Source organism: Aromatoleum toluclasticum ATCC 700605 (assembly GCF_000378245.1).
Lineage (GTDB): Bacteria > Pseudomonadota > Gammaproteobacteria > Burkholderiales > Rhodocyclaceae > Aromatoleum > Aromatoleum toluclasticum.
The window spans coordinates 47361-70532 of the sequence record NZ_KB899503.1 but is presented as its reverse complement, the minus strand read 5'-3'; the positions used below and the strand labels follow the sequence as shown (position 1 = coordinate 70532).

Genomic DNA, 23172 nt, shown 5'->3' with positions numbered 1-23172 from the left:
GGACCTCGCCGTCACCGCTCGGGCTGCGCCTGTCGAAGCACGACCGATCCCCCTCGACAAGCTCGGGGCGAACAGCTGCGATTTTATCAGGCCGCGATCACGCACTCGGCAAAGCCGGCGCGCAATTCATCTTCGCGCAGCCGGCGGCCGATGACGACGATGCGCGAGCGCCGCGCGTCATCGTTCCATTCCGCACCGTAGTCGAAGCCGGCGAGGCGGTGCACGCCCTGGAACACCAGCCGGTTCGCCTGGCCGGGAATCGCGAGCACGCCCTTGTAACGGAGCAGGTCGTCGCCGTGGCGGTCGAGGAGACCCTGCACGAAACTGCCGATGCGGTCGAGGTCGACGTCGCCCGAATGTTCGAGCAGCAGCGAGCCGATCTCGTCGCTGTGCGCGCTTCCGCCAAACACGCGGCTGCCGCCTTTCGTTGCCGCGCGGAAGCGCGGCGTGGCGGGAGCATCTTCGGCGAGCAGGTTCTCGTTCAGGTTGAAGCCGCGGATGTCGAGCAGGAAGCCGACATCGAGCTCGCCGGCGACGAGCTCGCGGATCGGTGCGCGCGGGTTGATGCGCACGAGCCGGTCGATCAGCGCCTCCAGCGCACCGGCGGCCACGCCCTCGCTCTTGGATACGAGCAGGCGGTCCGCGAAGCCGATCTGCTTGAGCAGAACCGGATGTTCCTCGATCTGGCGCGCGGCGTGCACGGCATCGACCACCGTGAGCACCGCATCCAGGAGATAGGCCTCGGCAAGTTCAGGCTCGGCAAAGAAGGTCTGGATCACCGGCCCGGGATCGGCCAGCCCGGTGGTCTCGATAACGATGCGGTCGAAGGCGAGCTCGCCCGCATCGCGGCGCGCCTTCAGCTCGACGAGATTCCGCGCCAGGTCGCCGCGCACCGTGCAGCACAGGCAGCCGTTGGTCATCTCGACGACTTCCGCGCTCTGCTGTACGAGCAGTTCGCTGTCGATATTGACCGGCCCGAACTCGTTCTCGATGACGGCGATGCGATGGCCGTGGGCCGTCGTCAGGATGCGGTTCAGCAGCGTGGTCTTGCCTGCGCCGAGAAAGCCGGTGAGGACGGTGACCGGCACCGGACCGGCGGCGTTGGGATTGGGGTTGGGGTTGGGGTTGGGGGTGGGGTTCTCGTGCATGCTGGATCCCTCGTGTTGTGTGGCGCGTCAGCAGCAGCGGCCGGTGCCGCCGCCGTAGCGCGCTTCCTGCCGCTCGCGGAAGAATGCCTCGTAGCTCATCACCGGCCGGTCCGGGTGCGTCGCCTTCATGTGCGCGACGTAGGTGTCGTAGTCGGGCAGGCCTACCATCAGGCGGGCGGCCTGCCCGAGATACTTGCCGAGCCTGGAGAGGTCGTTGAACACGGGCTTACGCCGCCGCGCCCTGCGAGGCGGTGGAGGGTGTGCCCACTTCCTGCGTGGTCGGATGCGCCACGCGGTAGGCCTGCCAGCACGAGCGCACGCCGTAGAAGAGGATGCTCACGACGACCAGCATGAAGAACAGCGACAATCCCGCGTCGATCTGGTTGTTGAGGATGATCTGCTGCATCTGGCCGACGTTCTTCGCCGGGGCGAGCAACTCGCCGCGCGCCAGCGCATCCTGGTAGCGCGAGACCTGCGCGAGGAAGCCGATCTTCGGGTTCGGATCGAACATCTTCTGCCAGCCGGCGGTCAGCGTGCAGGCGAGCAGCCAGATCGTCGGCACGACCGTCACCCACGCGAAGCGCTCGCGCTTCATCTTGAACAGCACGACCGTGCAGAGGATCAGCGCCACCGCGGCGAGCATTTGGTTTGAGATGCCGAAGAGCGGCCACAGGGTGTTGATGCCGCCGAGCGGATCGACGACGCCCTGGTACAGGAAGTAGCCCCAGGTCGCGACACACAACGCGGTGGCAATCGCGTTGCCGACCCACGAGTCGGTACGCTTCATCACCGGAACGAAGGTGCCGAGGAGATCCTGCAGCATGAAGCGGCCCGCCCGCGTGCCGGCATCGACGGCGGTGAGGATGAAGAGCGCTTCGAACAGGATCGCGAAGTGGTACCAGAAGCCCATCATCGCGGTGCCGCCGAACATCACCGAGAAGATCTGCGCCATACCGACCGCGAGCGTCGGGGCGCCGCCGGCGCGGGCGATGATGGTGTTCTCGCCGACCGCAGCAGCGGTCTGCGTCAGAACTTCAGGCGTGACGACGAAACCCCAACTGGAGATGACTTGCGCGGCGCTCGCGGCGGTGGGCCCGAGCACGGCGAGCGGGCTGTTCATCGCGAAGTAGATGCCCGGATCGATGATCGACGCGGCGACGAGCGCCATGATCGCAACGAAGGACTCCATCAGCATGCCGCCGTAACCGATCAGGCGCATGTGCGATTCGTTCTCGATCATCTTCGGCGTGGTGCCCGAGGAGATCAGCGAGTGGAAACCGGACACCGCCCCGCAGGCGATCGTGATGAAGAGGAAGGGGAACAGGCTGCCAGCCCACACCGGGCCCGTGCCGTCGATGAACTTCGTCACCGAGGGCATCTTCAGTTCGGGCGCGACGAACACGATGCCCACTGCCAGCGCGAGGATCGCGCCGATCTTCAGGAAGGTCGACAGGTAGTCGCGCGGCGCGAGCAGCAGCCACACGGGCAGCACCGAGGCGATGAAGCCGTAGCCGATCAGCATCCACGTGAGCTGCACGCCGGTGAACGTGAACAGGGGCGCCCAGGTGGGGCTCGCGGCGACCTGGCCGCCGCCGATGATCGCGGCCATCAGGCCGATGAAGCCGATGACCGACACTTCACCGATGCGGCCCGGGCGGATGTAGCGCGTGTACAGGCCCATGAAGATCGCGATGGGGATGGTCGCGCCGACCGTGAAGGTTCCCCACGGGCTTTCGGCCAGCGCCTTCACGACGATCAGCGCGAGCACGGCGAGGATGATCACCATGATCATGAAGGTGCCGAACAGCGCAATGACGCCGGGGATGGGGCCGAGTTCGGACTTGACCAGGTCGCCCAGCGAGCGGCCGTCGCGGCGTGTCGACACGAACAGCACCATGAAGTCCTGCACTGCGCCCGCGATGACGACGCCGGCGAGGATCCATAGCATCCCGGGCAGGTAACCCATCTGCGCCGCGAGCACGGGGCCGACCAGCGGGCCGGCGCCGGCGATCGCCGCGAAGTGGTGGCCGAACAGCACGTACTTGTTCGTCGGCACGTAATCCAGGCCGTCGTTGTGCCGGTAGGCCGGGGTCATGCGCTCCGGGTCGAGCGACATCACCTTGTTCGCGATGAACAGGCTGTAGTAGCGGTATGCGATGAGGTAAACCGAAACTGCGGCGACAACGATCCACAGGGCGTTGATCGTTTCACCGCGGTTCAGTGCGACATATGCGAGCGCGAAAGCGCCGAAGATGCCGACAAGCGCCCATAGCGCGTGTCTCGACAGCGTGGCCATCTATACTCCTCCTCTCTCCGGATAGGCCGTTGAATCAGGCTCTGGTCTTACCGGATCTGGTTCCGGGGCCCGGCACCCGTGCGCCGGGATCACGCGACACTTTCGGCGCAAACGGGCTGCGGGACCATTCGCACTACTACTTTCCGCGGCTGCGTAGTTCTACGCAGAGGCCTCGCGCGACCGTCCGCCGGCACTACAATCGGGGGCGAATCGAGGGGAGAACAACACTTGCATATCAAGCACAAGGTCATCGTCCTGGCCGTGCTGCCGCTCATCGCGGCGGTGGCGGCGATCGCGATCCTCGTCGCGATGCAGGCACGCGACCTGGAACGGCAGCAGGAAGTCGTGTTGAAGGATGCGATGCTGGTCGCGAAACGTGCCGAACTGCAGCACTACGTCCAGCTTGCCCAGACCTCGATCGATCACCTCTATTCCTCGGGACGCGACGACGAAGCGACCAAGGGCGAGGCCAGGCGCATCCTCAGCGAGATGAACTACGGTGACGATGGCTACTTCTTCGCCTACGATCTTACCGGCCTCAACATCGTGCATCCGCGCCAGTCCGAGCTCGTCGGCCGCAACCTGTGGGACATGCACGATTCGGAGGGGCTGCCCGTGATCCAGCGCCTGATCGTTGCGGCCGCCTCCGGCGACGGCTTCCTCCAGTACAAGTGGCGCAAGCCTTCGACGGGCAGGGAAACCGACAAGCTGGGCTATGTCGTGAAGCTGGACCGCTGGGGCTGGGTGCTCGGGACCGGGATCTACCTCGATGACGTCGAGACCATCCGGAGCATGCTCCGCGACCGCATGGCGGCACGCATCGCTGCAACCGTGCTGGGCTTCACCGTGGTTGGGATCGTCGCGGCGCTCATCGTGTTCGCAGGCGGCATGGCGCTGAACATCAGCGAGCACCAGCTCGCCGACCGCAGGCTCAAGGCGCTCGCGCAGCGCATCGTCACGTCGCACGAGGAAGAGCGCACGCGCGTCGCGCGCGACCTCCACGACGGCCTCAGCCAGTTGCTGGTGTCAGTCAAATTCCACCTCGAACTCGCGAAGGAGCGAGCGCTCGCCGGGCGTGACGACGTCGCGGAGCACATCGCGAAGGGGCTGGACGGGCTGGGGGTCGCGATCGGCGAGATCCGCAGCATCTCGCACAACCTGCGTCCCTCGCTGCTGGACAACCTCGGCCTGTCCGCCGCGCTGCAGCAGCTCCTCGACGAGTTCCGTGTGCGCACGGGCATCATTGTGGATGCCGATATCGGCAAGGTCGACCTGCTGGCCGACGAAGCGGGGGCCACGACGCTGTATCGCATCGCGCAGGAAGCATTGACGAACATCGAGCGTCACGCCGGCGCGCATCACGTCCGCCTTGCCCTCGTCGCGGAGCGGGGGACCGTGCGCCTCGTGATCGCGGATGACGGGCGGGGCTTCGACACTGCGCGCATCGACCATCCGCGCAGCGGCGGTATCGGACTGCGCAACATGCGCGAGCGCATCGAGCATCATGGCGGCGAGCTTGCGGTCAGCTCCGTGCCCGGCCATACCGAGCTCAGCGCGTCGCTGCCGTGCCCGAACGCGAAGAAAGGAAGCCTGTCATGATCGATACAACCGACCCCGGCACCCGCATCCGCCTGCTGCTCGTCGACGACCACCAGCTCGTACGCGACGGCCTGCGGGCGCGGCTGGGCGACATCGAACAGATCGACATCGTCGGCGAAGCGGCGAACGGACAGCAGGCTCTTGCGGCAGCGCAATCCCTGCTGCCCGACCTCGCACTGGTCGACATCGGCCTTCCCGACATCAACGGCATCGAACTCACGTCGGCGCTCGCGGAGTGCTGCCCTGCGCTGCGCGTGCTGATCCTGAGCATGTACGACAGCCAGGGCTACGTGATGTCGGCGATGCGTGCCGGCGCGCGCGGCTACGTGCTCAAGGATGCGCCGTCGGCCGAGATCATCGCGGCAATCCGGGCGGTCGCCGCCGGCGGCGTCTATTTCAGCAGCGCCCTGACCGCCGCGCTGGCGACACAGCCGGACGATGCGACGGCCCTGACGGAACGGGAAAGGGAAGTCCTGATCCTCGTCGCCCAGGGCGACAGCAACAAGCGCATCGCGCAGAAGCTCGACGTCAGCGTGCGCACCGTCGAGACGCATCGCCTCAACCTGCGCCGCAAGCTCGGCATCGAGACGGCCGCCGGGCTCGCGAGCTACGCCCTCAAGCGCGGCTGGATCCGGGGCTGAAACGAGGGCGGATCAGGACTTCTCGCCGCGGGCCGCCATGTAGATGCCCGCGAGCAACAGCGCAAAACCACCGAACTGCAGCGGCGCGAAACCCTCGCCGAAGAGAACGAAGGCCATCGCCGCGCTGCAGACGGGCTCGCCCAGGGTCACGACCGCGACGAAGGTCGCCGACACGTGGCGCAACGACCAGTTGTAGGCGGTGTGGCCGAGCAGTTGCGGGCCGAGCGCCATTCCCGCGAGCACCGCCCAGGCCGTGAGGCTGAACCCGCTCAGCGCTGCGCCCGTCGCCCCGCTGCCGGCGACGAGGAACAGCGCGCCGGCGCCGTAGGCGAGCCACACGTAGGCCGGCAGCGGCAAGCCGGCGCGCAGGCGGCGTCCAATCAGGAGATAGGCCGAGAAGCACCACGAGCCGACCAGCGCGAGCAGGTTGCCGAGCATCGGATTGCTGCCGGCTGCGGCATTCTGGCTGTCGCTCCAGAAGATCAGCAGACTGCCGCCGAAGGACAGCGCGATGCCGCTCAGCATCATGCGGCTCGGCCGTTCGCCGAACAGCACGAAGGACGCGAGCCCGATCCACAGCGGATTGGTCGTCACCAGCGCGGTGCTCGACGCGACCGATGTGTATTCGAGCGAGCTGATCCAGGTGCTGAAATGCAGCGCGAGGAAGAAGCCCGCCGCCAGCGCGAGCGCGCACTGGCGGCCGCTCAGGGCCGCGAGCGCCGCACGCGACTGCAGCAGCGCAACGGGCGTGATGAGCAGGGCTGCCAGCCCCAGACGCCAGGATGCGACGGCGAGCGAAGGCACACCTTCGGCCTGCGCGTAGCGCGCGAAAATTGCGCCGAAGGAAACCGCCAGCAGCCCGATGCCCAGCACGGCGAAGGGCATCCAGCGCGGCGGCGTGGCGGCACCACTCGTCAATGGCCCCCCTCCAGATAGGCCGCGCGCACCTCCGGACTCGCCAGCAGCTCCTGCCCGCTGCCCGCCAGCACGATCTCGCCATGCTGCAGCACATAGCCGCGATGCGCGACGCGCAGCGCATGGTGGGCGTTCTGCTCCACCAGCAGCACCGTCATGCCGTGCTCGGTGTTGAGCTCGCGGATGATCTGGAAGATGCGCTTGATGTAGATCGGCGCGAGGCCCAGCGAGGGCTCATCGAGCAGCAGCAGCTTGGGCCGGCTCATCAGCGCGCGGCCGATCGCGAGCATCTGCTGCTCCCCGCCCGAGAGCGTGCCCGCACGCTGCGCCGCACGTTCCTCGAGGATGGGGAACATTGCGTAGACCCGCTTGATATCGGCGTTGAAGTTCGCCGGGTCGGCGAAGGCCGTGCCCATCAGCAGGTTCTCCATCACCGTCATGCGCGGGAAGATGCGGCGGCCTTCGGGCACGATCGCGATCCCGCGGCGCGAGATCAGGTGGCTCGGCACGCGCGTGATGTCTTCGCCGTCGAACACGATGCGCCCCGAAGAGGCGCCCGGTTTGCCGAAGAGGCTCATCATCAACGTCGATTTGCCGGCGCCGTTGGCACCGATCAGCGTCACGATCTCGCCGACCTGCACGGTGACGTCGACCCCGCGCAGCGCGTGGATGTGGCCGTAGTGGGCATGTACGCCTTCCATATGCAGCATCATCAGGCGTTCCCCCCCATGACGGTAGCCGGTTCGTTCTCGTCATCCTCGCCGAGGTAGGCCTTGATGACTTGCGGGTCATTGCGGATCTGTTCGGGCGTACCCTCGGCAATCTTGCGGCCGTAGTTGAGCACGCAGATGTGGTCGGACACCTTCATCACGACGCTCATGTCGTGCTCGATCAGCAGTATCGCGATGCCTTCCTCGCGGCACAGCGACAGCAGCAAGATGTTGAGTTCCGCGGACTCACGCGGGTTCAGGCCCGCCGCCGGCTCATCCAGGCACAGCAGCACCGGATCGACGCACAAGGCACGCGCAATTTCGATGCGCCGCTGCGTGCCATAAGGCAGGTCGCCCGCGGCGACGTCGGCGATGTCCGTGAGCCCGAGGCGCTCGAGCCAGTGCGCCGCGGTCCTCAGCGCCTCGGCCTCCGCCTTGCGGTAGGCCGGCAGCCGGAAGATACCGGCGATCGAGAAGCGCGATGCTTCCTGCAGGAAGTTGTGTTGCGCGACGATCAGATTCTCCAGCACCGTCATCTTCGGGAACAGGCGGATGTTCTGGAAGGTGCGCACGACCTGCGCATCGCGCGCGACGCGGTGCCCGGTCATGGTCTCCAGACGCATTTCGCCCTTCTTCGGATGCACGAGACGCACGCTGCCGGTGGTCGGCTTGTAGAAGCCGGTCAGGCAGTTGAAGAAGGTCGTCTTGCCCGCGCCGTTGGGGCCGATGATCGCGGTGATCTTGCCGGCCGGCACCGACACCGACAGGTCGTCGATCGCCGTCAGACCGCCGAAGCGCATGGTCAGGTTTTCAACCGAGAGCAGGGTAGCGGTGCTCATGCCTGACCTCCCAGTCCGGCGGCCTTGTTGTCCATTGCAAGGGCCTTGTTTAGACGGATCGTCGGTTCACGCGACGCGAGCAAACCGCTCGGCTTCCACACCATGATCAGTACCATCGCCGTGCCGAACATCAGCATGCGGTACTCGGAGAAATTGCGGCCAAGTTCGGGCAGCAGCACCAGCACCAGTGCGGCAAGCACGACGCCCAGCTGGCTGCCCATGCCGCCCAGCACGACGATCGCGAGAATCGTCGCCGACTCGGTGAAGGTGAAGCTCTCGGGCGAGATGAAGCCTTGGCGCGCGGCGAAGAACACCCCGGCGAAGCCGCCCAGCATCGCGCCGATCGCGAAAGCCGACAGTTTCACGTTGGTCACGTTCATGCCCATCGCCTTGCACGCGATCTCGTCCTCGCGCAACGCTTCCCAGGCACGCCCGACCGGGAGCTTCCTCAGGCGCGACACGAAGACGTTGGTGAGCAGCGCCAGCACCAGGATCAGGTAATACAGGAAGATGATGCGGTGCATGCCCGAAAAGTCGAGCCCGAAGAAGCTCGCGAAACTCTGCGTGCCTTCGGCCGGATTGCGCTCGAAGGGCAATCCCAGCAGCGTCGGGCGCGGAATGGAGCCGATGCCGTTGGGGCCGTTCGACAGTTCGGTCCAGTTCACCAGGATCACGCGGATGATCTCGCCGAAGCCCAGCGTGACGATCGCGAGATAGTCGCCGCGCAGGCGCAGGATCGGGTAACCGAGCAGGATGCCAAAGGTCGCCGCCATCGCGCCTGCCACCGGCAACGCCTCCCAGAAGGTCCAGCCGAAATGCGAGAAGAGCAGGGCGTAAGTGTAGGCACCGACCGCGTAGAAGGCGACGTAGCCAAGGTCGAGCAGGCCGGCGAGGCCCACGACGACGTTCAGGCCCCAGCCGAGCATCACGTAGATCAGCACCGTCGTTGCGGTGTCGATCACGTAGCGGTTTTCGGAGAACATGATCGGCAGCGCGATCGACGCACCGAGCACCGCCCAGCCGATCGTCTTGATCGCCAGCGGCGTGCGGTCGAGCTTCGCAACTGCCGGCTTGGCCGCGCGACGGCCACGGACCTGATCCATGATCCAGCGGAAGACGAAACGGCCTGCGAAGGACACCCCGACGAAGATCCCGAGCATGCCGAAACGGGTCTGGACGGTCAGTGCGCCGCCCTCATCGACGGTCGTCAGGCCGACCATCGGAATGCCTAGCAGCAGGGCGACGAAAGCCACCCAGGCCGCGTCCTTGAAGCGCTCGGCGGGCGTGCGCCCGTGGCGCGCGATGATGACGGCGCTCATCAGACCTTCTCCACTTCGGGACGGCCGAGAAGTCCGCTGGGGCGGAACATCAGTACGAGGATCAGGATCGCGAAGGTCGCGACGTCCTTGTATTCCGGCGACAGGTAGGCTGCCCAGAACGCTTCGATCAGGCCGATGATCAACCCGCCGAGCATCGCCCCCGGCAAGGAGCCGATCCCGCCCAGCACTGCGGCCGTGAAGGCCTTGATGCCCGCGACGAAGCCGATGAAGAAGTCGACCACGCCGTAGTACACCGTCACCATCACGCCCGCGACCGCCGCGAGCGCCGCGCCGAGCATGAAGGTCGCCGAGATCGTGCGGTCGACGTTGATCCCCAGCAGAGCCGTCATCGTGCTGTCCTGCTCGCAGGCGCGTTGCTGACGACCAAACGCGGTCTGCGTGATCAGGTAGGTGAAGGCCACCATCAGCACGATCGTGACCAGCACGATCATGATCTGAGTCCAGGAGATCTGCACCGTGAAGCCTCCCGACTGCCAGATTTCGATACCGCCTTCGAGCACAGGCGGGATCGGCTTCACGCGCGCACCCTGCGTGAGCTGCACCATGTTCTGCAGGAAGATCGACATGCCGATCGCGGAGATCAGCGGCGCCAGACGGGTCGAGCCGCGCAGCGGCCGGTAAGCCATGCGCTCCACCGCCCAGCCGTAGGCCGACGTGAAGAAGATCGCTGTGATCAGCACCGCGGTGATCGCCAGCGGCAGCGACGTGATGTCGAAGGCCGCCAGCAGCGTGAAGGCAGTGACCGCGATGAACGCGCTCACCATGAAGATGTCGCCGTGGGCGAAGTTGATCATGCCGATGATGCCGTACACCATCGTGTAGCCGATCGCGATCAGGCCGTACACGGCCCCCAGCGTCAGGCCGTTGATGAGCTGTTGCAATGCGTATGCCACAGCAGTCTCCTTTCTCGTTTTTTGCGCGGTTTCCGGTGCGTCGCTGCGCCCGCCGATCGTGAAACTCCGTTCGGGTCGAGCCCTTCGACAAGCTCAGGACGAACGGACGTGCAAGTGAATGCGTTGAAACCGGAGAGGGCGCCGCCGGCCTTTTGGACCGGCGGCGCGAAGGCCGGGCGGGTTGCCCGGCCGGTAAAAGAAACTACGGGGGATTACTTGGCCGCGTAGTCGTACTGGCCGCCCTTCCACTGGTACACGACGAAGCCGGGCTTTTTCTGGTCGCCCTTGGCGTCGAACGAGAGGTCGCCGATCACGGTCTTGAAGGTGCCACCGCGCATCGCTTTCTCCAGGTCGGCGAACTTGGTGCTCTTGGCCTGGGTCGCGGCTTCCGCAAAGAGCTGGAACGCGGCGTAGGCGTACATCACGTAGCCTTCCGGCTCGACCTTGGCGTCGCGGAAGCGCTTCACGACCGGCGCGGCGTCGGGGTTCTTGCGCGGGTCGGGCGAGAACGTGAACATCACGTTGTCGGCGTTGGCGCCCGCTGCGGTCACAAGCTCCGAGTTCGTCATCGTGTCGCCGCCCATCACGGTCAGCTTCAGGCCGGCCTGCTGCGCCTGACGCAAAATCAACGCGACTTCGGTGTGGTAGCCGCCGTAGGCCAGCACTTCGACGCCGGCCTGCTTGAGCTTGGTCACGATGCCCGAGTAGTCCTTCTCGCCCGCGGTGATCGACTCGCGCAGCGTCGGCTTCATGCCCTTGGCGGTCATCGCCTTGGCCATCTCGTCGGCCAGGCCCTTGCCGTAGGCGCTCTTGTCGTCGAGCACGGCGGCCTTCTTGCCCTTGAACTTGTCGGCGATGTAGCTACCGGCGACCAGGCCCTGCTGGTCGTCACGACCCATGATGCGGAAGATGTTCTTCAGGCCGCGCTCGGTAACCTGCGGGTTGGTCGACACCGTCGCCATCGGAATGTCGGCCTCGACGTACACTTCCGATGCCGGGATCGTCGAGCTCGAGCACCAGTGGCCATGCATGAACACGATCTTCTTGTTGACCATCGCGTTCGCTACCGACACCGCCTGCTTCGGATCGCAGGCGTCATCGCCGACTTCGAGCTTCAGCTTCTGCCCGAGTACGCCGCCTTTGGCATTGATGTCGGCGATCGCCATTTCGGCACCGCGACGGATCTGGTCGCCGGCCGAGGCGTACTGGCCGGTCATCGGGCCCGCGATCGCCACCGCGAGGTCGGCGTGGGCGAGTTGGGCCTGCGCGCCGAGCGCGAGGAAGGCGGTCGCAATCAGGGTCTTCTTCATGTGTTTCCTCCGTGGTGTCTGTGGTCTTTCAGGTACTGCACGAGCGAGGCCCCCGCATCGAGCACATGGGCTCGCGTCAGGGACGCCGCAGCGTCGGGGTCGCGCCGCGCGAACGCATCCAGGATGGCGGCGTGTTCGCTTTGCGTCTTGGGCATTTCGGTCTGCGCCGTCATTGCCAGCAGCGCACGCACATAGCGCTCCAGCTTGTCGTAGAGCGCGCGGATCTCGGCCAGCAGGATGGGCCGGTCGGCGTCGGCGTAAAGCGTCGAATGAAACAGCCAGTTCAGTTCACCCCAACGTCCGGGGTCGTGCGACGCGCCGAACTCGGCCAGCTTCTGGCGAGCCTCGTTCAGGCGTTCGTCGTTGATGCGGGCTGCGGCGAGCCCGGCCGCGCGCGCTTCGAGCATCGCGCGGATGTCCATGTATTCGAGGATTTCGGCCGGCGATAAGCCGGCCACCACTGCACCACGGTTCTTCGTGAAGCGTACCAAGCCCTCTGCTTCCAGCCGCTTCAGTGCTTCGCGCACCGGAATCTTGCTGACGTGGAATCGGCCCGCGATCTCATCCTGGCGGAGCACCACACCGGTCGCGAGATGCCCCCTGACAATCGCGTCGCGCAGCGAACCGGCGATCTGATCGGATGCCGAGAGACGCAGGAAGCGCGGGACAGCGAGTTGTTCGAGCGACGACGCCATGGAGGGGGCTTGTGTAAGATCGTATACGTTATACGAAGAGGCGCGAAAATTACCTGCCCGCGTAACGGAATGCAAGCTGCGCTGCAACATCATGATTTACCGATGAACTCGGGGCTGCTGGCATTACGGCGGGAATCAAATGCCGCCGTTCGCCCCGAGCTGCTCGAAGGGCTCAGCGCAAACCGTAATCCGTGGCCGGGTTATAGCTCAGGTGCCGTTTCCCGAGTCCTTGCCGGGGGCCTGCAATTCGGCCCACATGACCCACTGTCCGCAGGCATTGCGCGGGCTGCGCAGGGTGCCGTGCCACGGCCCCTCGTTGCACGCGCCGCGGGCGTCGTCCTCGTACTCGACTTCGCCCGGGTTCGCGCCCGGCTTGCGCGCGCCGCCCCAGCGCTTGCATGAGACGCAGCGTTTGCGGTCGGCAGGCTGGACGGGCATCGGTGCGGCGAGCAGGAAAGGGCAGGACTAGGGGAGGGGCGTCAGGCTGCAGCGACGCGCGGATGCTCGGCGAGTGCCTCGCGCAGATTGCAGTCCTGCTGCCACGCCTGGCGCTCGTCGTTCGCGCCGGCGTACGCGCGCGCCTCGTCGTCGCCGAGCGCGGTGAGTGTTTCCAGCGTGCGCTGGAGGAAGACGTGCTGCGGCAGCATGGTGCCGTAAAACAGCACGACGTCGCCGCGCTGGATCAGCAGGGTGGGGAAGTTTTCCACATCGAGGTCTCCTGCGACGTCCGCATCGTCCTCGACATCGACCCAGTAGAAACCGGCCTGCGGCCACTGTGCGGCCAGCGCCTCGAAACCGGAGCGGTATTCACGGCAGGTGCCGCACCATTCGGCGCACAGGCAGACAACCAGGAGTTCGGGAAGTTGGTCGGAGCTCATCGGGACGGCAGGGGAACTTGGCGGCCCGAGGCTAGCACATCCGGCGACCGCGCACAGCCGGGATTCGTCATGCATCAGCCGGCGGAGGCCTCCGGCCGGCGCATCCGCAGCTCGATGGCATGGGCACCGAGCGCTTCGGCCACGCGGCGGGTCGCCTCGTTCGCGCTGCCGGCGAAGTAGTCGAAACGCCGCAGCGTCTCGATCCCGTCAAGACCGGCGGCGCGGAACATGTCGATGTAGGCTTCCTCCGTCACCGCACCGACGACGCATTCCGCCCACAAAGCCGGATTGTTGCGCGACTTCTCGCCGATGGGCTGCGAGACGACGATATCGGCGATCTGCACGAAACCGCCCGGACGCAGCACGCGGAAGATCTCCGCAAAGGCACGGGGCTTGTCGGGGACGAGGTTGAGTACACCGTTGCTCGTGACCACGTCGACGCATGCATCCGGCAGCGGTATCGCCTCGGCATTGCCCTCGACGCTCTCGACGTTCGTTGCCGCGGCCAGCTCGGCATTGCGGCGCAGCTTGTCCCGCATGGCCACCGTCATGTCCAGCGCGAGCACGCGTCCTTGCTGCCCCACCAGGTTCGCCGCGATCAGCGTATCCGTGCCCGATCCCGCGCCGACGTCGAGGACCCGGTCGCCCTTGCGGATCACGTCCGCCGCAAACGGAAAACCCACGCCGGCGAAGGACTCCTGCGCCGTCTCCGGCACCCCCTCCAGCCATCGTTCCGGGTAGCCGACGAAGCGGCAGGCCGGGCGTCCGGTCGGAAAGTGGAACAGCCGCCCGGGCTCGTTCGCCACGTCCGAATACATCCGGCGCACCGCGTCGAAAATCTGGTCCTTCTGCAATCCGGCGATCGCGACCATGATGTCCCCCGCGGGAAAGGGTCAGAAGGCGTCGAGCAGCGACTTAAGCCGCCGCCTCAGCGAATCGGGCGGTGACGCATCGTCGAGCGTCCTCAGCCGCTGCCGCAGGACGCGTTCGAACTCGGCACGCGAGTAGCAGCCGCGGCACTCGGCGAGATGCTGCTCGATGCGCTCGCGCCGCCCGATGTCGATCTCCCCGTCGAGGAATTCGAGCAGATGCGCGACGACTTCCTCGCAGCGGATGCGGTCCGGTTCAGTCATGAGCGTCTTCCTTGGCAGGCGTGCCGTGCACCAGGCCGGCGGCCAGCGCCTGATTCCAGAGCGCGCGCTGCAACTGTGCGCGCGCACGGTTGAGCCGGGAGCGCACCGTCCCGACCGGGACGGCGAGCATCTCCGCAACCTCGGCGTACGAGTAGCCGAGCAGATCCACCGGGATCACGACCGCGCGGTAACAATCGGGCAGCGCGGCGAGCGCGTGGTCGATGTCCTCGCACAGCAGCTTGTGGATCAGCTCCTGCTCGGGGTTGCCCCACCACAGGAGAAAGGGCTGGTGCAGGCGGTCGAAGATCGAGAAGCCCGCGTCGTCCCCGTCGCAGGGGTCGACCGGGTCCTCGCGCGCGTGCCGGCACTGGCTGAAGAAGGTGTTTGCGAGGATGCGGAAGATCCATTTCTCGAAGCACACCCGGTCCTCCAACTGCGGGAGGTGCATCCACGCCTTCGCCACCGTCTCGGCGACGAGATCCTCCGCCGCAGCCGGATTGCGCGTGAAACGCAGCGCCGTACCGTAGAGCCGGTCGGTCAGCGCCTCGACCGCGGCGCAGAAGAACGTGCGCAGGACGGCGTCCTCGGCGGAGCAGGGGGGACGCCCGCCCGCCGGCGGGGCGCGCTGCCACGATGTTGTCGCACGCTGATCCATGTGTTCATGCCTTCACGGCGAGCACCGACACGCTCTTCACTCCATACTTCGCGCAGGCTGCGCGCGCGTTTTCCGACAGGAATCGATAGGCCGGGTTGTCGCGCATGCGGACCACGCGCAAACCGGCGTCCTCGATCATGCCGCGGTAGTCGTCCTGCTGTGCGGCGCCACCGATGCAGGCCGCCCACAGCGTCGCGTTACACACGATGCCATCGGGCAGCTGCCGTTCGGACACGATGTCCGAGATCGCCAGCCGGCCCCCCGGGCGCAGCAGGCGCGCGGCTTCGCGGAACGCCGCCGGCTTGTCTGCCGAGAGGTTGATGACCCCGTTGCTGATCACCACATCGACCGAAGCGTCGGCTTGCGGAACATCCTCAATATAGCCCCCCACATAGACCACCTGAGGAAAACCGTGCGCGTCGCGCAGGCGTTCGGCCTTCGCCCGTTGGGCGTCGGTCATGTCCACGCCGACGACCTGCCCCTGCGGCCCGACGCGCAGTGCCGCGACGAAGGTGTCCATGCCCGACCCGCTGCCCAGGTCGAGCACGCTCTCGCCTGCATTCGGCCCGGCAAGATCGAAGTGGTGCCCGACGCCGGCGAAGGACTCGATCGACGGCAAGGGAACGCGGTCGAGTTCGGCCGGGGTGTAGCCGAGGCGCTCCGCGAGCGCGCGGCCCATCTCGAAGTGGAATTCACCGTGCGGGTCCTCGGCGACCGACTGGTACATCGCCTTGACCTTCTGTTCCAGTTCGCACGGATCGAAGACAGTGTTCGTCATCTCGTCTCCTCCTGCGGTGTGCGTCGTCACGCGGCCTTCACTCGTGGAAGACGGTGTCTTCGAGCGGCTTCCAGCCCGCCGTGGCGACCACGAGCAGCACGAGGTCCTCGTCGCCCGTGCGCTCGAACGCATGCTTCTTGCCGCGCGGCAGGTTGAACACGTCGCCGGGCCTTGCCGGGCGCGAGTCGATCTGCCCGCTGGCGTTCTCGAGCCGTGCGGTCCCGTTGCCGCGAGCGACATAGACCACGTGGTCCTCCTGCGCGTGATGATGCAGGCGGATCTTACTGATGCGGATCACCTGGAGCTCGCTGTTGCCGGCCCGCGCGGTCGAGATCACCTTGGCCGTGGGGCCGCCCGCCGGCAGCGGATTGGCCGCGACGATCGCATCGAGGGTCGTGGTCTCGATCTGTTTGCCGTCGGCGCCGTGGGCGGTGGGGGAAAGCTGGAACGCCGCGAGCGCCACGGTCGCCAGCAGCACATGCCTCGTTCTTGTCATGATCGCTGCTCCTTCGGGGTTGGGGGCCTCCCTGTTTTTTGCCCAAAGGACGCGCGAGACGTGCAAACGGTTCCAGCGTACCGCCGACGCCGTGACCGGGTCAGGAGGTGGCCGCGGCGATGCGGAACACTGCGGGATCGTCGGCGTGCTCGATCAGGATGCGGCGCACGCGCTCCTGCCAGAGCGCCCCGAAACGCCGCGCGAGCGCGCGGTCGCCCGGCACGGCGAGGCACTGCGCGAGCAGTTCCGGCATCTCCGGCGCTGCGGGCACCAGCGACAGGTCCGCCTGTGCGTCGACCGCGGCGCCCGTGTCGATGCGCGTGAAACGCAAGGCAAGCGGCTGGTCGACGCCGAAGTCGAGCAGCCCGCGGCGCGCGAAGCGCCCGCCAAGTCCCTTGAAGCCGCCGTCCTGTGCGGCACCGGTGAGCAGGGTCGCGATGCTCGCGATCACGCCATTCACGCCCTCGTCGAGGCGCCCGCGCAGCGTGACGCGGACGCCGCCGCGTTCGGGCACGCCATCCGGATACAGGGCGCGCAGGGCGTGGCAACTCAGCATCCAGGCGGACGCCACGGTGGGGCAGGAATGGCCGGCCATCTTGACGGCATCCTCATAAGCGTATTCGATGATGCCGTCGTCGGCCGCGCCGAGGAAATCGGCGAGCGGATCGCGCAGTGTGATCCGGCGGACGTCGGCAAAGAAATCGGGAAAGCGCATCACGGTCCTCGCTGTCGGGTGAAGCGCAAGGATCTCAACAAGCACCGCACGGTCTCATTGACGCCAGTCAATTCGGCCCCGCGACGGAGAAGGGGATATCCATGTTGATTCCATCGTCTTTGCGCCTGCGCGCTCGAATCGCGCGTTCCCTCATCGGCGTTCTTGCGGCCCTTGCTGCAGCGCCGGTCATCGCGCAGCCCGTCGTGCGCAGCGAGGCGGCGAACTTCCGCATCAGCACCGTCGCTTCCGGCCTGGAAACCCCCTGGTCGCTCGCCTTCCTGCCCGACGGGAACATGCTCGTCACCGAGCGCCCCGGGCGGCTGCGTGTCGTCACGCCGGACGGCAAGCTGTCGGCACCGATCCGGAACGTTCCGCGCGTCCATGCGGCCGGGCAGGGCGGATTGCTCGACGTCGTCATCGGGCCCGATTTCGCCCGCGATCGCCTCATCTGGCTGTCGTTCGCCCAGCCGACGCAGAAAGGCGCACGTACCGCCGTTGCCCGCGCGCGGCTGGACGAATCCGCTCTCAGTCTGCAGGACGTCGAGGTCGTGTTCGCCCAGCGCGATGATCCGGAAGGACGCAATCACTGGGGATCGCGGCTGGTGTTCGACCGCGACGGGAATCTCTTCGTGACCTTGGGAGACCGGTACTCGCACCGCGATAGTGCCCAGGACGTGGGCAGCCATCTCGGCAAGATCGTCCGGATCCGGCCCGATGGCGGCATCCCGCCCGACAACCCTTTCGTCGGCAAGACCGGCGCATTGCCCGAAATCTGGTCCTTTGGCCACCGCAACGTACAGGGTGCGGCGCTGCACCCGGTCACGGGCAAGCTGTGGGCGAACGAGCACGGACCGCAGGGCGGTGACGAGGTCAATGTCGTCCGCGCCGGCGCGAATTACGGCTGGCCGGTCATCACGTACGGAAAGGAATACGTCACCGGATTCAGCATCGGGGAGGGCACGCAACGTGCAGACGTCGTGCCGCCGGTCAGGTACTGGGTTCCGTCGATCGCGCCCTCCGGGATGACGTTCTATACGGGCGATGCGTTTCCGAAGTGGAAGGGCAACCTCTTCGTCGGTGCGCTGCGCGGGCAACTCCTCGTCCGGATCGAGTTGGATGGCGAAAAATTCGTCCGCGAGGAGCGCCTGTTGACGGAACTGGGCAGCCGCATCCGCGACGTGCGCCAGGGTCCGGACGGCAAGCTCTATCTCCTCGACGAGACCGAGGGCCGCATCCTGCGCCTCGATCCCGGCTGAATCGCGGGTGCCGCTTCAGGCAGCGTTCACCCGCTCCAGAAAGCGCGGCGGAATCGGCGCGACCTTGCGCGTCGTGTAATCGAAGAACACGAAACCCAGCTTCGCCCGCGCGACCTCGCGTCCCGTTTCGCGGTCGCTGACGCGGCAGACGATGTCGCCGCCATATTTGTTGAAATCGTTCGCTGCGAGGCCGAACACCAGCGTCTCGCCCTCGAAGGCTTCCGCGAGGTACTGGAACGCCGCATCGGTAATCACCGTCCCGACGCCCTCGACGTCGTTCTGCTGGTAGCCGAGACCGACGAAGAAGGCCTCGCGCGCTTCCGATATCAGGACCACCATCTGCGCGTTGTCGACATGGCCGGCGCCGTTGATGTGCCGCGCACGCACGGGAATCTCGGTTGCGAAAATAAAACGCTCTGGCAGCTCGACCTTGATTCGTGGCATGAGGAAATCGCTAAAGAGTTCAATTGCGGAGCCGTAATTATAAAGAAGGCGCCCATGCGCCGGTACGCGCCTGCCATTCGTGCCGTCTCGCGGACCGGCCGTCGGAATACCGCGTCGCAGCGTCGTTTGAAGCATCGAAGGGGCGAATGAAATGTGTCAAACTGAGGCAGTTTGAGATTCGCCCTCAGTCCGGCGACAGTAATCGCCATTGTCCCGTACCGCCATCGAAGCGGAGCATCTCGTGACCAACCTGCAACCATCGCGCCAGACCGGAGCTCCCGATGCGTTCCGTCCGCATCAGGGGGTCCTGCTCGAATGCCGTGACTTCGTCAGCCAGCGCGTACGCGAAGCGCTTGCCCGGGCCGTCGGCGACCTCGGTGACGAAGTCCAGGCTCGCCGAATCGGCGCAAGGAATGCCGAGGAAGCGCAGAAACTGATCGAACTACAGGCGCTCCTGCGCGGTATCGGTGCCGATATCGATCGTGCCTTCAGCTCCGGTTTCGAAGATCAGTTCCAGGAGCGCGCCAAGACCTCGAACGTCGGCGGCTCGTTCTACGAGAGCGAAAACGGCTTCTTTCCCGAACTTTCGCTCGTCGACGAAACCGAGATCGACGAGACCCTCGCCGTGAAGAACCTGGCAACCCGGCTCGAAAGAGCATGCGAAGCCGAGAACCAGGATCTGCAGACCCGTGTCGCCTTCATGCTCGGCGAAAGCGACATCGACAACACCGCGAACCCCATCGGTCCGACCGCAATCTGCGAAGCGCTCAAGAACATCTGCTGGAGCCAGGAGGGAACCGGCGGCCTGCGCGCAACCGCGCTCGAACTGCTGATTGGGCGGCTTGCGGGAGAACTGTCCACCGTTTATCACGATGTCAACGCGCTGCTCGTCGCACGGCGCGTGATGCCCAACGTCCGTCCGCGTGCGAAACGCGGCAAGGCCTCGCAGCGCATGGCCGTGCGCAAGAGCGCAACGCTTCCGGGGGATCCCGATCCTTCCGACGTCGTGAAACAGATCTTCACAGCCCGGGCTGCCGCCGCCGACAAGGCCGACTGGCGCCAGCGCGCCGGTACCGCCGACCTCATGCAACTGCTGGATGGCCTGCAACAGGGGCGGGGGGACCTGCAGTTCGGCGGGCAGGACTTCGCGCTTCCAGCCGACGGCCAGGCCGCCGGCAACGTCATCAGCTCCCTCATCGAGGCCGGTCTCAGCAAGCAGGTGAGTTCCGTCGACGGCATCGTCATCGACGTCGTCGCCACGCTGTTCGACTACATTTTCGACGACTCGCGCGTTCCCGACGCCATGAAGGGGCTGATCGGACGCCTGCAGATCCCGGTGCTGAAGCTGGCGATGATGGATCACGCCTTCTTCTCCAACCGTACCCATCCTGCGCGTCGGCTGATCAACTCGCTCGCCCAGGCAAGCGTCACGTGGGACGGCCCCCTGGCCGAGGACAGCTCCCTCTACCGTATCGCCGAAGGCATCGTCGTCCGCATACAGAATCAGTTCGCCGACGACGCCAGCGTCTTCGCAGGCTGCTTGCAGGAACTCGAGAACTATCTCGTCGAACAGGAACGCTATGCGGACGCGCGCGCGGCAACGCTGACCGAACGCCTCAAGGAACGCGAGCGCGTCGACCTCGCCCGGCAGGTCGGCGAGGACGCAATGGCCGCTCACCTCGCGAACGAGGAAATACCCGCCGCCGTGCGCGACTTCATCCGCGACACGTGGACGAGGGTGCTCGCGCATGCCGCCCTCGAGAGCGGCGCCACGGCAGCGCCGCCCGCCAACAGCGAGCGCTGGACCAATGCGATCTCCGCGGTCGGCGAGCTCGTGTGGAGCGTCGTGCCGAAACAGAGCATGGAAGAACGCCAGCGCATGGTGAAGCAGCTTCCGGCAATCCTGCGCAACCTCAAGGCGGGCATGACGGGGGCGGGGGTGGACGAGGCCCGCCAGAAGGCATTCTTTTCCGAGCTGGTCCAATGCCATGCGGCCGCCCTGAAAGCGCCGATCACACCCGCGCCGGCGCCGGTGCGTCCTGCATCGAACGCTCCGGCCCGGCCCGCCGGACGCTTGCCCGGTCTTCAGCCCGTCGGAGAAGAGCCGACGCCCGAGATGCTGGAGCTCGACCTCCTCACTCGCGGAAGCTGGGTGGAGCTCAGGGACGAATCCGGTGACGTGCGTCGCGTACGCCTCACCTGGATCAGTCCCGCACGGACCATGTACCTGTTCGCCAACCGGCAGGGGCAGCGCGCACTCGCCCTGACGCGGGCCGAGCTCACGCGGCGTTTCTCGAACGGGGAGGCATCGACCGCCGATCAGGAACCCCTCCTGGACCGTGTCGTGGATGACGTGCTCGACGAACTGCGGAGCTGATCGCCGGGGCGCTCGAACCGGCACGAATGAAAGAGAATCCCGCAGTCGGGCGATGGCTCGGGCGACATAGCGGAAGGCCTTGCCCAACTGCGCAGCACAAGAGGTAATAGGAATGAATTCAGCCAGCAACCAGCGAGACCGTGGCGAGGTGACCGGAAACATCCGCGATTTCCTGCTCGCTGCCGACGAGCTGCCCAGCCCGCGCGGAGCGGCGCTGAAACTCATCGAGCTTGCACGCGACCCGGACGTGCGCATCGACGCCGTCGTGCGCGTGATCCGCTCCGACCCCGCGCTTTCGGGTTTCGTCCTGCGCGCCGCTTCGGCCGCCCGCTTCGGGAGGACCGAACGCTCGCTCGACCTGCAGCAGGCAGTCATCCGGCTGGGCATGAACATCGTTCGCGCGCACGCCGTCGCGCTGTCGCTGGTCACGAATCGTCCGAAAGTCACCTCGAAGCGCTTCAACTACAACGCCTTCTGGACCTCGTCGCTGCTCAATGCGGCCGTGATGGAAACGCTTGCCCACCACCGCGGCGATCTGCCGGGGTCCGAGGCGTTTACGCTGGGGCTGCTGAGCGAGATCGGCACGCTCGCGTTCGCCACGGGCGCGCCCGCGACGTACGACCTCACGCTGGAGCAGGCCATGCGAGGCACGGATCCGGTCGAAACCGCCGAAATCGCCAATTTCGGTTTCGACCGGCACGAGTTATCGGCCGTCCTGCTGGCTGACTGGGGCCTGCCGACCTCGCTCGCCGACGTTGTGTACTGGCAATGCGATCCCGAAGGCGGAGGATTCGAGCCCGATTCCCGTTCCTATCGTCTCGCCTGCGGCCTGCAGCTGGCGACGCGGCTCGCCGATACCTGCCTGGCGGCCCAGCCCGATCCCGATTCTGTGGCGACGATCTACCTTCGCGCAGCCATTCTCGACCTGTCGCCGGAAGAAACCCGCAAGCTCGCAACGGATGCGCTCGCCGAGCTCCCGATGTGGACCGATCTCGTGCGCCTTCCAAAGCCCACGATCACGGCCCTGCCATCGTCCTGGGTGGACTGAACCGGCGCCTCAGAGCACCTTCAGCAGATCCTTGCGCAAGTCTTCCGCCCTGCGCCGCCCGGAGCGGCTATCGACGATGAGCCGGTACCACTCCGGGTAAAGCTCGCGCAGCGCTTCATGCGAGGATGCTGCGTTGATGTTGCTCATCAGCGAAATGGGGCCGTACAGGCTGCAGAAATTCTTCAGTGTGTTGATCATGAAGTTGCGCGCCATGTCGAGTTCCTTCGACTGGTGCGCCGCTGGCAGCTCACGGAATGCCGTGATCGAGGGCAGGGGGCCTGCAGGCTCATGGCTGGCGCCGATCGCCGAAATCTTCTTGCGCACCTCGATCAGGCCCAACTCCTCGAGTGCACCCAGGGTATGCGTAAGATCGTCGGCGGCCACCACCTCACGAAGGTCGGTGACCGTTTTCCGGCCGTCCACCAGGATCAGCACCCTGCGCACGCGGGGCGACAAGCCCCCGTTGCGGTTGGCAATTTCGTCCTGACCGCTCGTCGTCTTCGCGAATACAACTCCCATTGATATGTCTCCTCGTTATTCTGTCTGCAACGTCCGTCAAGGGACGCAACGCGATTCTGGCATGACTCGCGGCCTTGCTGCGAGAGCGTGAAGGCATGCCGTGCGATTCGGTCGACGCGGACGCCAGCGGACAGCGCTCGAGCGAGTGCTTTTCCGCAAAGTCTCGTCGCATGCTTGACGAAGGAATTCCCGTCCCACTACAATCGCGCCTCTTCGCCACACTGGGCGGTTAGCTCAGCGGTAGAGCACTGCCTTCACACGGCAGGGGTCACTGGTTCGATCCCAGTACCGCCCACCAGTCGATGACGAAGACGCACGGAATTCCGGGCGGTTAGCTCAGCGGTAGAGCACTGCCTTCACACGGCAGGGGTCACTGGTTCGATCCCAGTACCGCCCACCAATGCAAGGCCCTGGAACTCCGGTTTCAGGGCCTTTGTTCTTTAGCGTGCGGATTTCTGCCGGCATCGCCCCCCGCGCCGTTGAGGAG

At 66.1% G+C, this 23172-nt stretch carries 25 protein-coding genes and 2 tRNA genes; 7 read left to right on the top strand and 20 right to left on the bottom strand.

Features of this window, described 5'->3' with window-relative positions:
• Nucleotides 1-86: 86 nt before the first annotated feature.
• The 3 genes from F464_RS0119515 to F464_RS0119505 are packed head-to-tail and all read right to left on the bottom strand — an operon-like array spanning nt 87 to nt 3444.
• Nucleotides 87-1148: a CobW family GTP-binding protein gene (locus F464_RS0119515; protein WP_018991536.1), complete on the bottom strand. Its 1062-nt coding sequence runs from the start codon at nt 1146-1148 to the stop codon at nt 87-89.
• Nucleotides 1149-1175: 27 nt separating this feature from the next.
• The gene (locus F464_RS0119510) at nt 1176-1370 is read right to left on the bottom strand and encodes a YbdD/YjiX family protein (protein ID WP_018991535.1); all 195 of its coding nucleotides are present in this window, start codon (nt 1368-1370) and stop codon (nt 1176-1178) included.
• Nucleotides 1371-1374: 4 nt separating this feature from the next.
• Entirely contained in the window at nt 1375-3444 is a 2070-nt protein-coding gene (locus tag F464_RS0119505) for a carbon starvation CstA family protein (RefSeq protein ID WP_018991534.1), read from the bottom strand.
• 228 nt (nt 3445-3672) lie between these two features.
• On the opposite strand from F464_RS0119505, the gene F464_RS0119500 reads away from it, so the two are divergent.
• Nucleotides 3673-5043 carry a cache domain-containing protein gene (locus F464_RS0119500; protein WP_018991533.1) on the top strand — a complete coding sequence of 457 codons (1371 nt, stop codon included), beginning with the start codon at nt 3673-3675 and terminating at the stop codon, nt 5041-5043.
• Complete coding sequence (locus F464_RS0119495; RefSeq protein WP_018991532.1) at nt 5040-5684, top strand: response regulator; 645 nt, start codon at nt 5040-5042, stop codon at nt 5682-5684. The genes F464_RS0119500 and F464_RS0119495 overlap by 4 nt, the downstream gene beginning before the upstream one ends.
• A gap of 12 nt (nt 5685-5696) precedes the next feature.
• Here the strand turns inward: F464_RS0119495 and F464_RS0119490 are convergent, their stop codons facing one another.
• From F464_RS0119490 to F464_RS0119420, 15 genes are all read right to left on the bottom strand, one after another.
• Nucleotides 5697-6569: a DMT family transporter gene (locus F464_RS0119490; protein ID WP_040395576.1), complete on the bottom strand. Its 873-nt coding sequence runs from the start codon at nt 6567-6569 to the stop codon at nt 5697-5699.
• Nucleotides 6570-6598: 29 nt separating this feature from the next.
• Nucleotides 6599-7309, bottom strand: a complete 711-nt coding sequence (locus F464_RS0119485) for an ABC transporter ATP-binding protein (RefSeq protein WP_026296157.1) — start codon at nt 7307-7309, stop codon at nt 6599-6601.
• Nucleotides 7310-7311: 2 nt separating this feature from the next.
• A complete protein-coding gene (locus tag F464_RS0119480; protein ID WP_018991529.1) occupies nt 7312-8148 on the bottom strand; it encodes an ABC transporter ATP-binding protein in 837 nt (278 codons plus the stop codon).
• The gene (gene livM, locus F464_RS0119475) at nt 8145-9467 is read right to left on the bottom strand and encodes a high-affinity branched-chain amino acid ABC transporter permease LivM (RefSeq protein WP_018991528.1); all 1323 of its coding nucleotides are present in this window, start codon (nt 9465-9467) and stop codon (nt 8145-8147) included. Before livM ends, F464_RS0119480 begins: the two co-directional genes overlap by 4 nt.
• Nucleotides 9467-10381 carry an ABC transporter permease subunit gene (locus F464_RS0119470; protein ID WP_018991527.1) on the bottom strand — a complete coding sequence of 305 codons (915 nt, stop codon included), beginning with the start codon at nt 10379-10381 and terminating at the stop codon, nt 9467-9469. The genes livM and F464_RS0119470 overlap by 1 nt, the downstream gene beginning before the upstream one ends.
• A gap of 212 nt (nt 10382-10593) precedes the next feature.
• Entirely contained in the window at nt 10594-11691 is a 1098-nt protein-coding gene (locus F464_RS0119465) for a branched-chain amino acid ABC transporter substrate-binding protein (RefSeq protein WP_018991526.1), read from the bottom strand.
• Complete coding sequence (locus F464_RS0119460) at nt 11688-12386, bottom strand: GntR family transcriptional regulator (protein ID WP_018991525.1); 699 nt, start codon at nt 12384-12386, stop codon at nt 11688-11690. Before F464_RS0119460 ends, F464_RS0119465 begins: the two co-directional genes overlap by 4 nt.
• A gap of 207 nt (nt 12387-12593) precedes the next feature.
• Entirely contained in the window at nt 12594-12824 is a 231-nt protein-coding gene (locus F464_RS0119455; RefSeq protein ID WP_018991524.1) for a hypothetical protein, read from the bottom strand.
• A 41-nt stretch (nt 12825-12865) separates the two neighbouring features.
• Nucleotides 12866-13264 carry a thioredoxin family protein gene (locus F464_RS0119450; protein WP_018991523.1) on the bottom strand — a complete coding sequence of 133 codons (399 nt, stop codon included), beginning with the start codon at nt 13262-13264 and terminating at the stop codon, nt 12866-12868.
• A 74-nt stretch (nt 13265-13338) separates the two neighbouring features.
• On the bottom strand, nt 13339-14136 hold the full coding sequence (locus F464_RS0119445; RefSeq protein ID WP_018991522.1) for a methyltransferase domain-containing protein: 798 nt from the start codon (nt 14134-14136) through the stop codon (nt 13339-13341).
• 21 nt (nt 14137-14157) lie between these two features.
• Nucleotides 14158-14397 (bottom strand): anti-sigma factor family protein, encoded by a 240-nt coding sequence (locus tag F464_RS0119440; protein WP_018991521.1) that lies wholly within the window; start codon nt 14395-14397, stop codon nt 14158-14160.
• Complete coding sequence (locus tag F464_RS0119435; RefSeq protein WP_018991520.1) at nt 14390-15052, bottom strand: sigma-70 family RNA polymerase sigma factor; 663 nt, start codon at nt 15050-15052, stop codon at nt 14390-14392. Before F464_RS0119435 ends, F464_RS0119440 begins: the two co-directional genes overlap by 8 nt.
• A 4-nt stretch (nt 15053-15056) precedes the next feature.
• Nucleotides 15057-15830 carry a methyltransferase domain-containing protein gene (locus F464_RS0119430; RefSeq protein ID WP_018991519.1) on the bottom strand — a complete coding sequence of 258 codons (774 nt, stop codon included), beginning with the start codon at nt 15828-15830 and terminating at the stop codon, nt 15057-15059.
• 37 nt (nt 15831-15867) lie between these two features.
• Nucleotides 15868-16326, bottom strand: coding sequence for a cupin domain-containing protein (locus F464_RS0119425; protein WP_084600545.1), 459 nt, complete (start codon nt 16324-16326; stop codon nt 15868-15870).
• 100 nt (nt 16327-16426) lie between these two features.
• A complete protein-coding gene (locus F464_RS0119420; RefSeq protein WP_018991517.1) occupies nt 16427-17041 on the bottom strand; it encodes a hypothetical protein in 615 nt (204 codons plus the stop codon).
• Between the two features lie 101 nt (nt 17042-17142).
• On the opposite strand from F464_RS0119420, the gene F464_RS0119415 reads away from it, so the two are divergent.
• Complete coding sequence (locus F464_RS0119415; RefSeq protein ID WP_026296156.1) at nt 17143-18297, top strand: PQQ-dependent sugar dehydrogenase; 1155 nt, start codon at nt 17143-17145, stop codon at nt 18295-18297.
• Nucleotides 18298-18312: 15 nt separating this feature from the next.
• Here F464_RS0119415 and F464_RS0119410 read toward each other — a convergent pair whose 3' ends face one another.
• Nucleotides 18313-18741, bottom strand: a complete 429-nt coding sequence (locus tag F464_RS0119410; protein ID WP_018991515.1) for an acyl-CoA thioesterase — start codon at nt 18739-18741, stop codon at nt 18313-18315.
• A 241-nt stretch (nt 18742-18982) separates the two neighbouring features.
• On the opposite strand from F464_RS0119410, the gene F464_RS0119405 reads away from it, so the two are divergent.
• Together F464_RS0119405 and F464_RS0119400 are read left to right on the top strand one after the other, a co-directional pair.
• Nucleotides 18983-21118: a DUF1631 domain-containing protein gene (locus F464_RS0119405; protein WP_157353910.1), complete on the top strand. Its 2136-nt coding sequence runs from the start codon at nt 18983-18985 to the stop codon at nt 21116-21118.
• Nucleotides 21119-21230: 112 nt separating this feature from the next.
• Nucleotides 21231-22166, top strand: coding sequence for an HDOD domain-containing protein (locus F464_RS0119400; protein ID WP_051092324.1), 936 nt, complete (start codon nt 21231-21233; stop codon nt 22164-22166).
• 9 nt (nt 22167-22175) lie between these two features.
• On the opposite strand, the gene F464_RS0119395 is transcribed toward F464_RS0119400, so the two are convergent.
• Nucleotides 22176-22685 carry a hypothetical protein gene (locus tag F464_RS0119395; protein WP_018991512.1) on the bottom strand — a complete coding sequence of 170 codons (510 nt, stop codon included), beginning with the start codon at nt 22683-22685 and terminating at the stop codon, nt 22176-22178.
• 223 nt (nt 22686-22908) lie between these two features.
• On the opposite strand from F464_RS0119395, the gene F464_RS0119390 reads away from it, so the two are divergent.
• Both F464_RS0119390 and F464_RS0119385 read left to right on the top strand, forming a co-directional pair.
• Nucleotides 22909-22983: transfer RNA gene (locus F464_RS0119390), tRNA-Val, on the top strand.
• Between the two features lie 27 nt (nt 22984-23010).
• Nucleotides 23011-23085: transfer RNA gene (locus F464_RS0119385), tRNA-Val, on the top strand.
• The last annotated feature ends 87 nt before the right edge of the window (nt 23086-23172 follow it).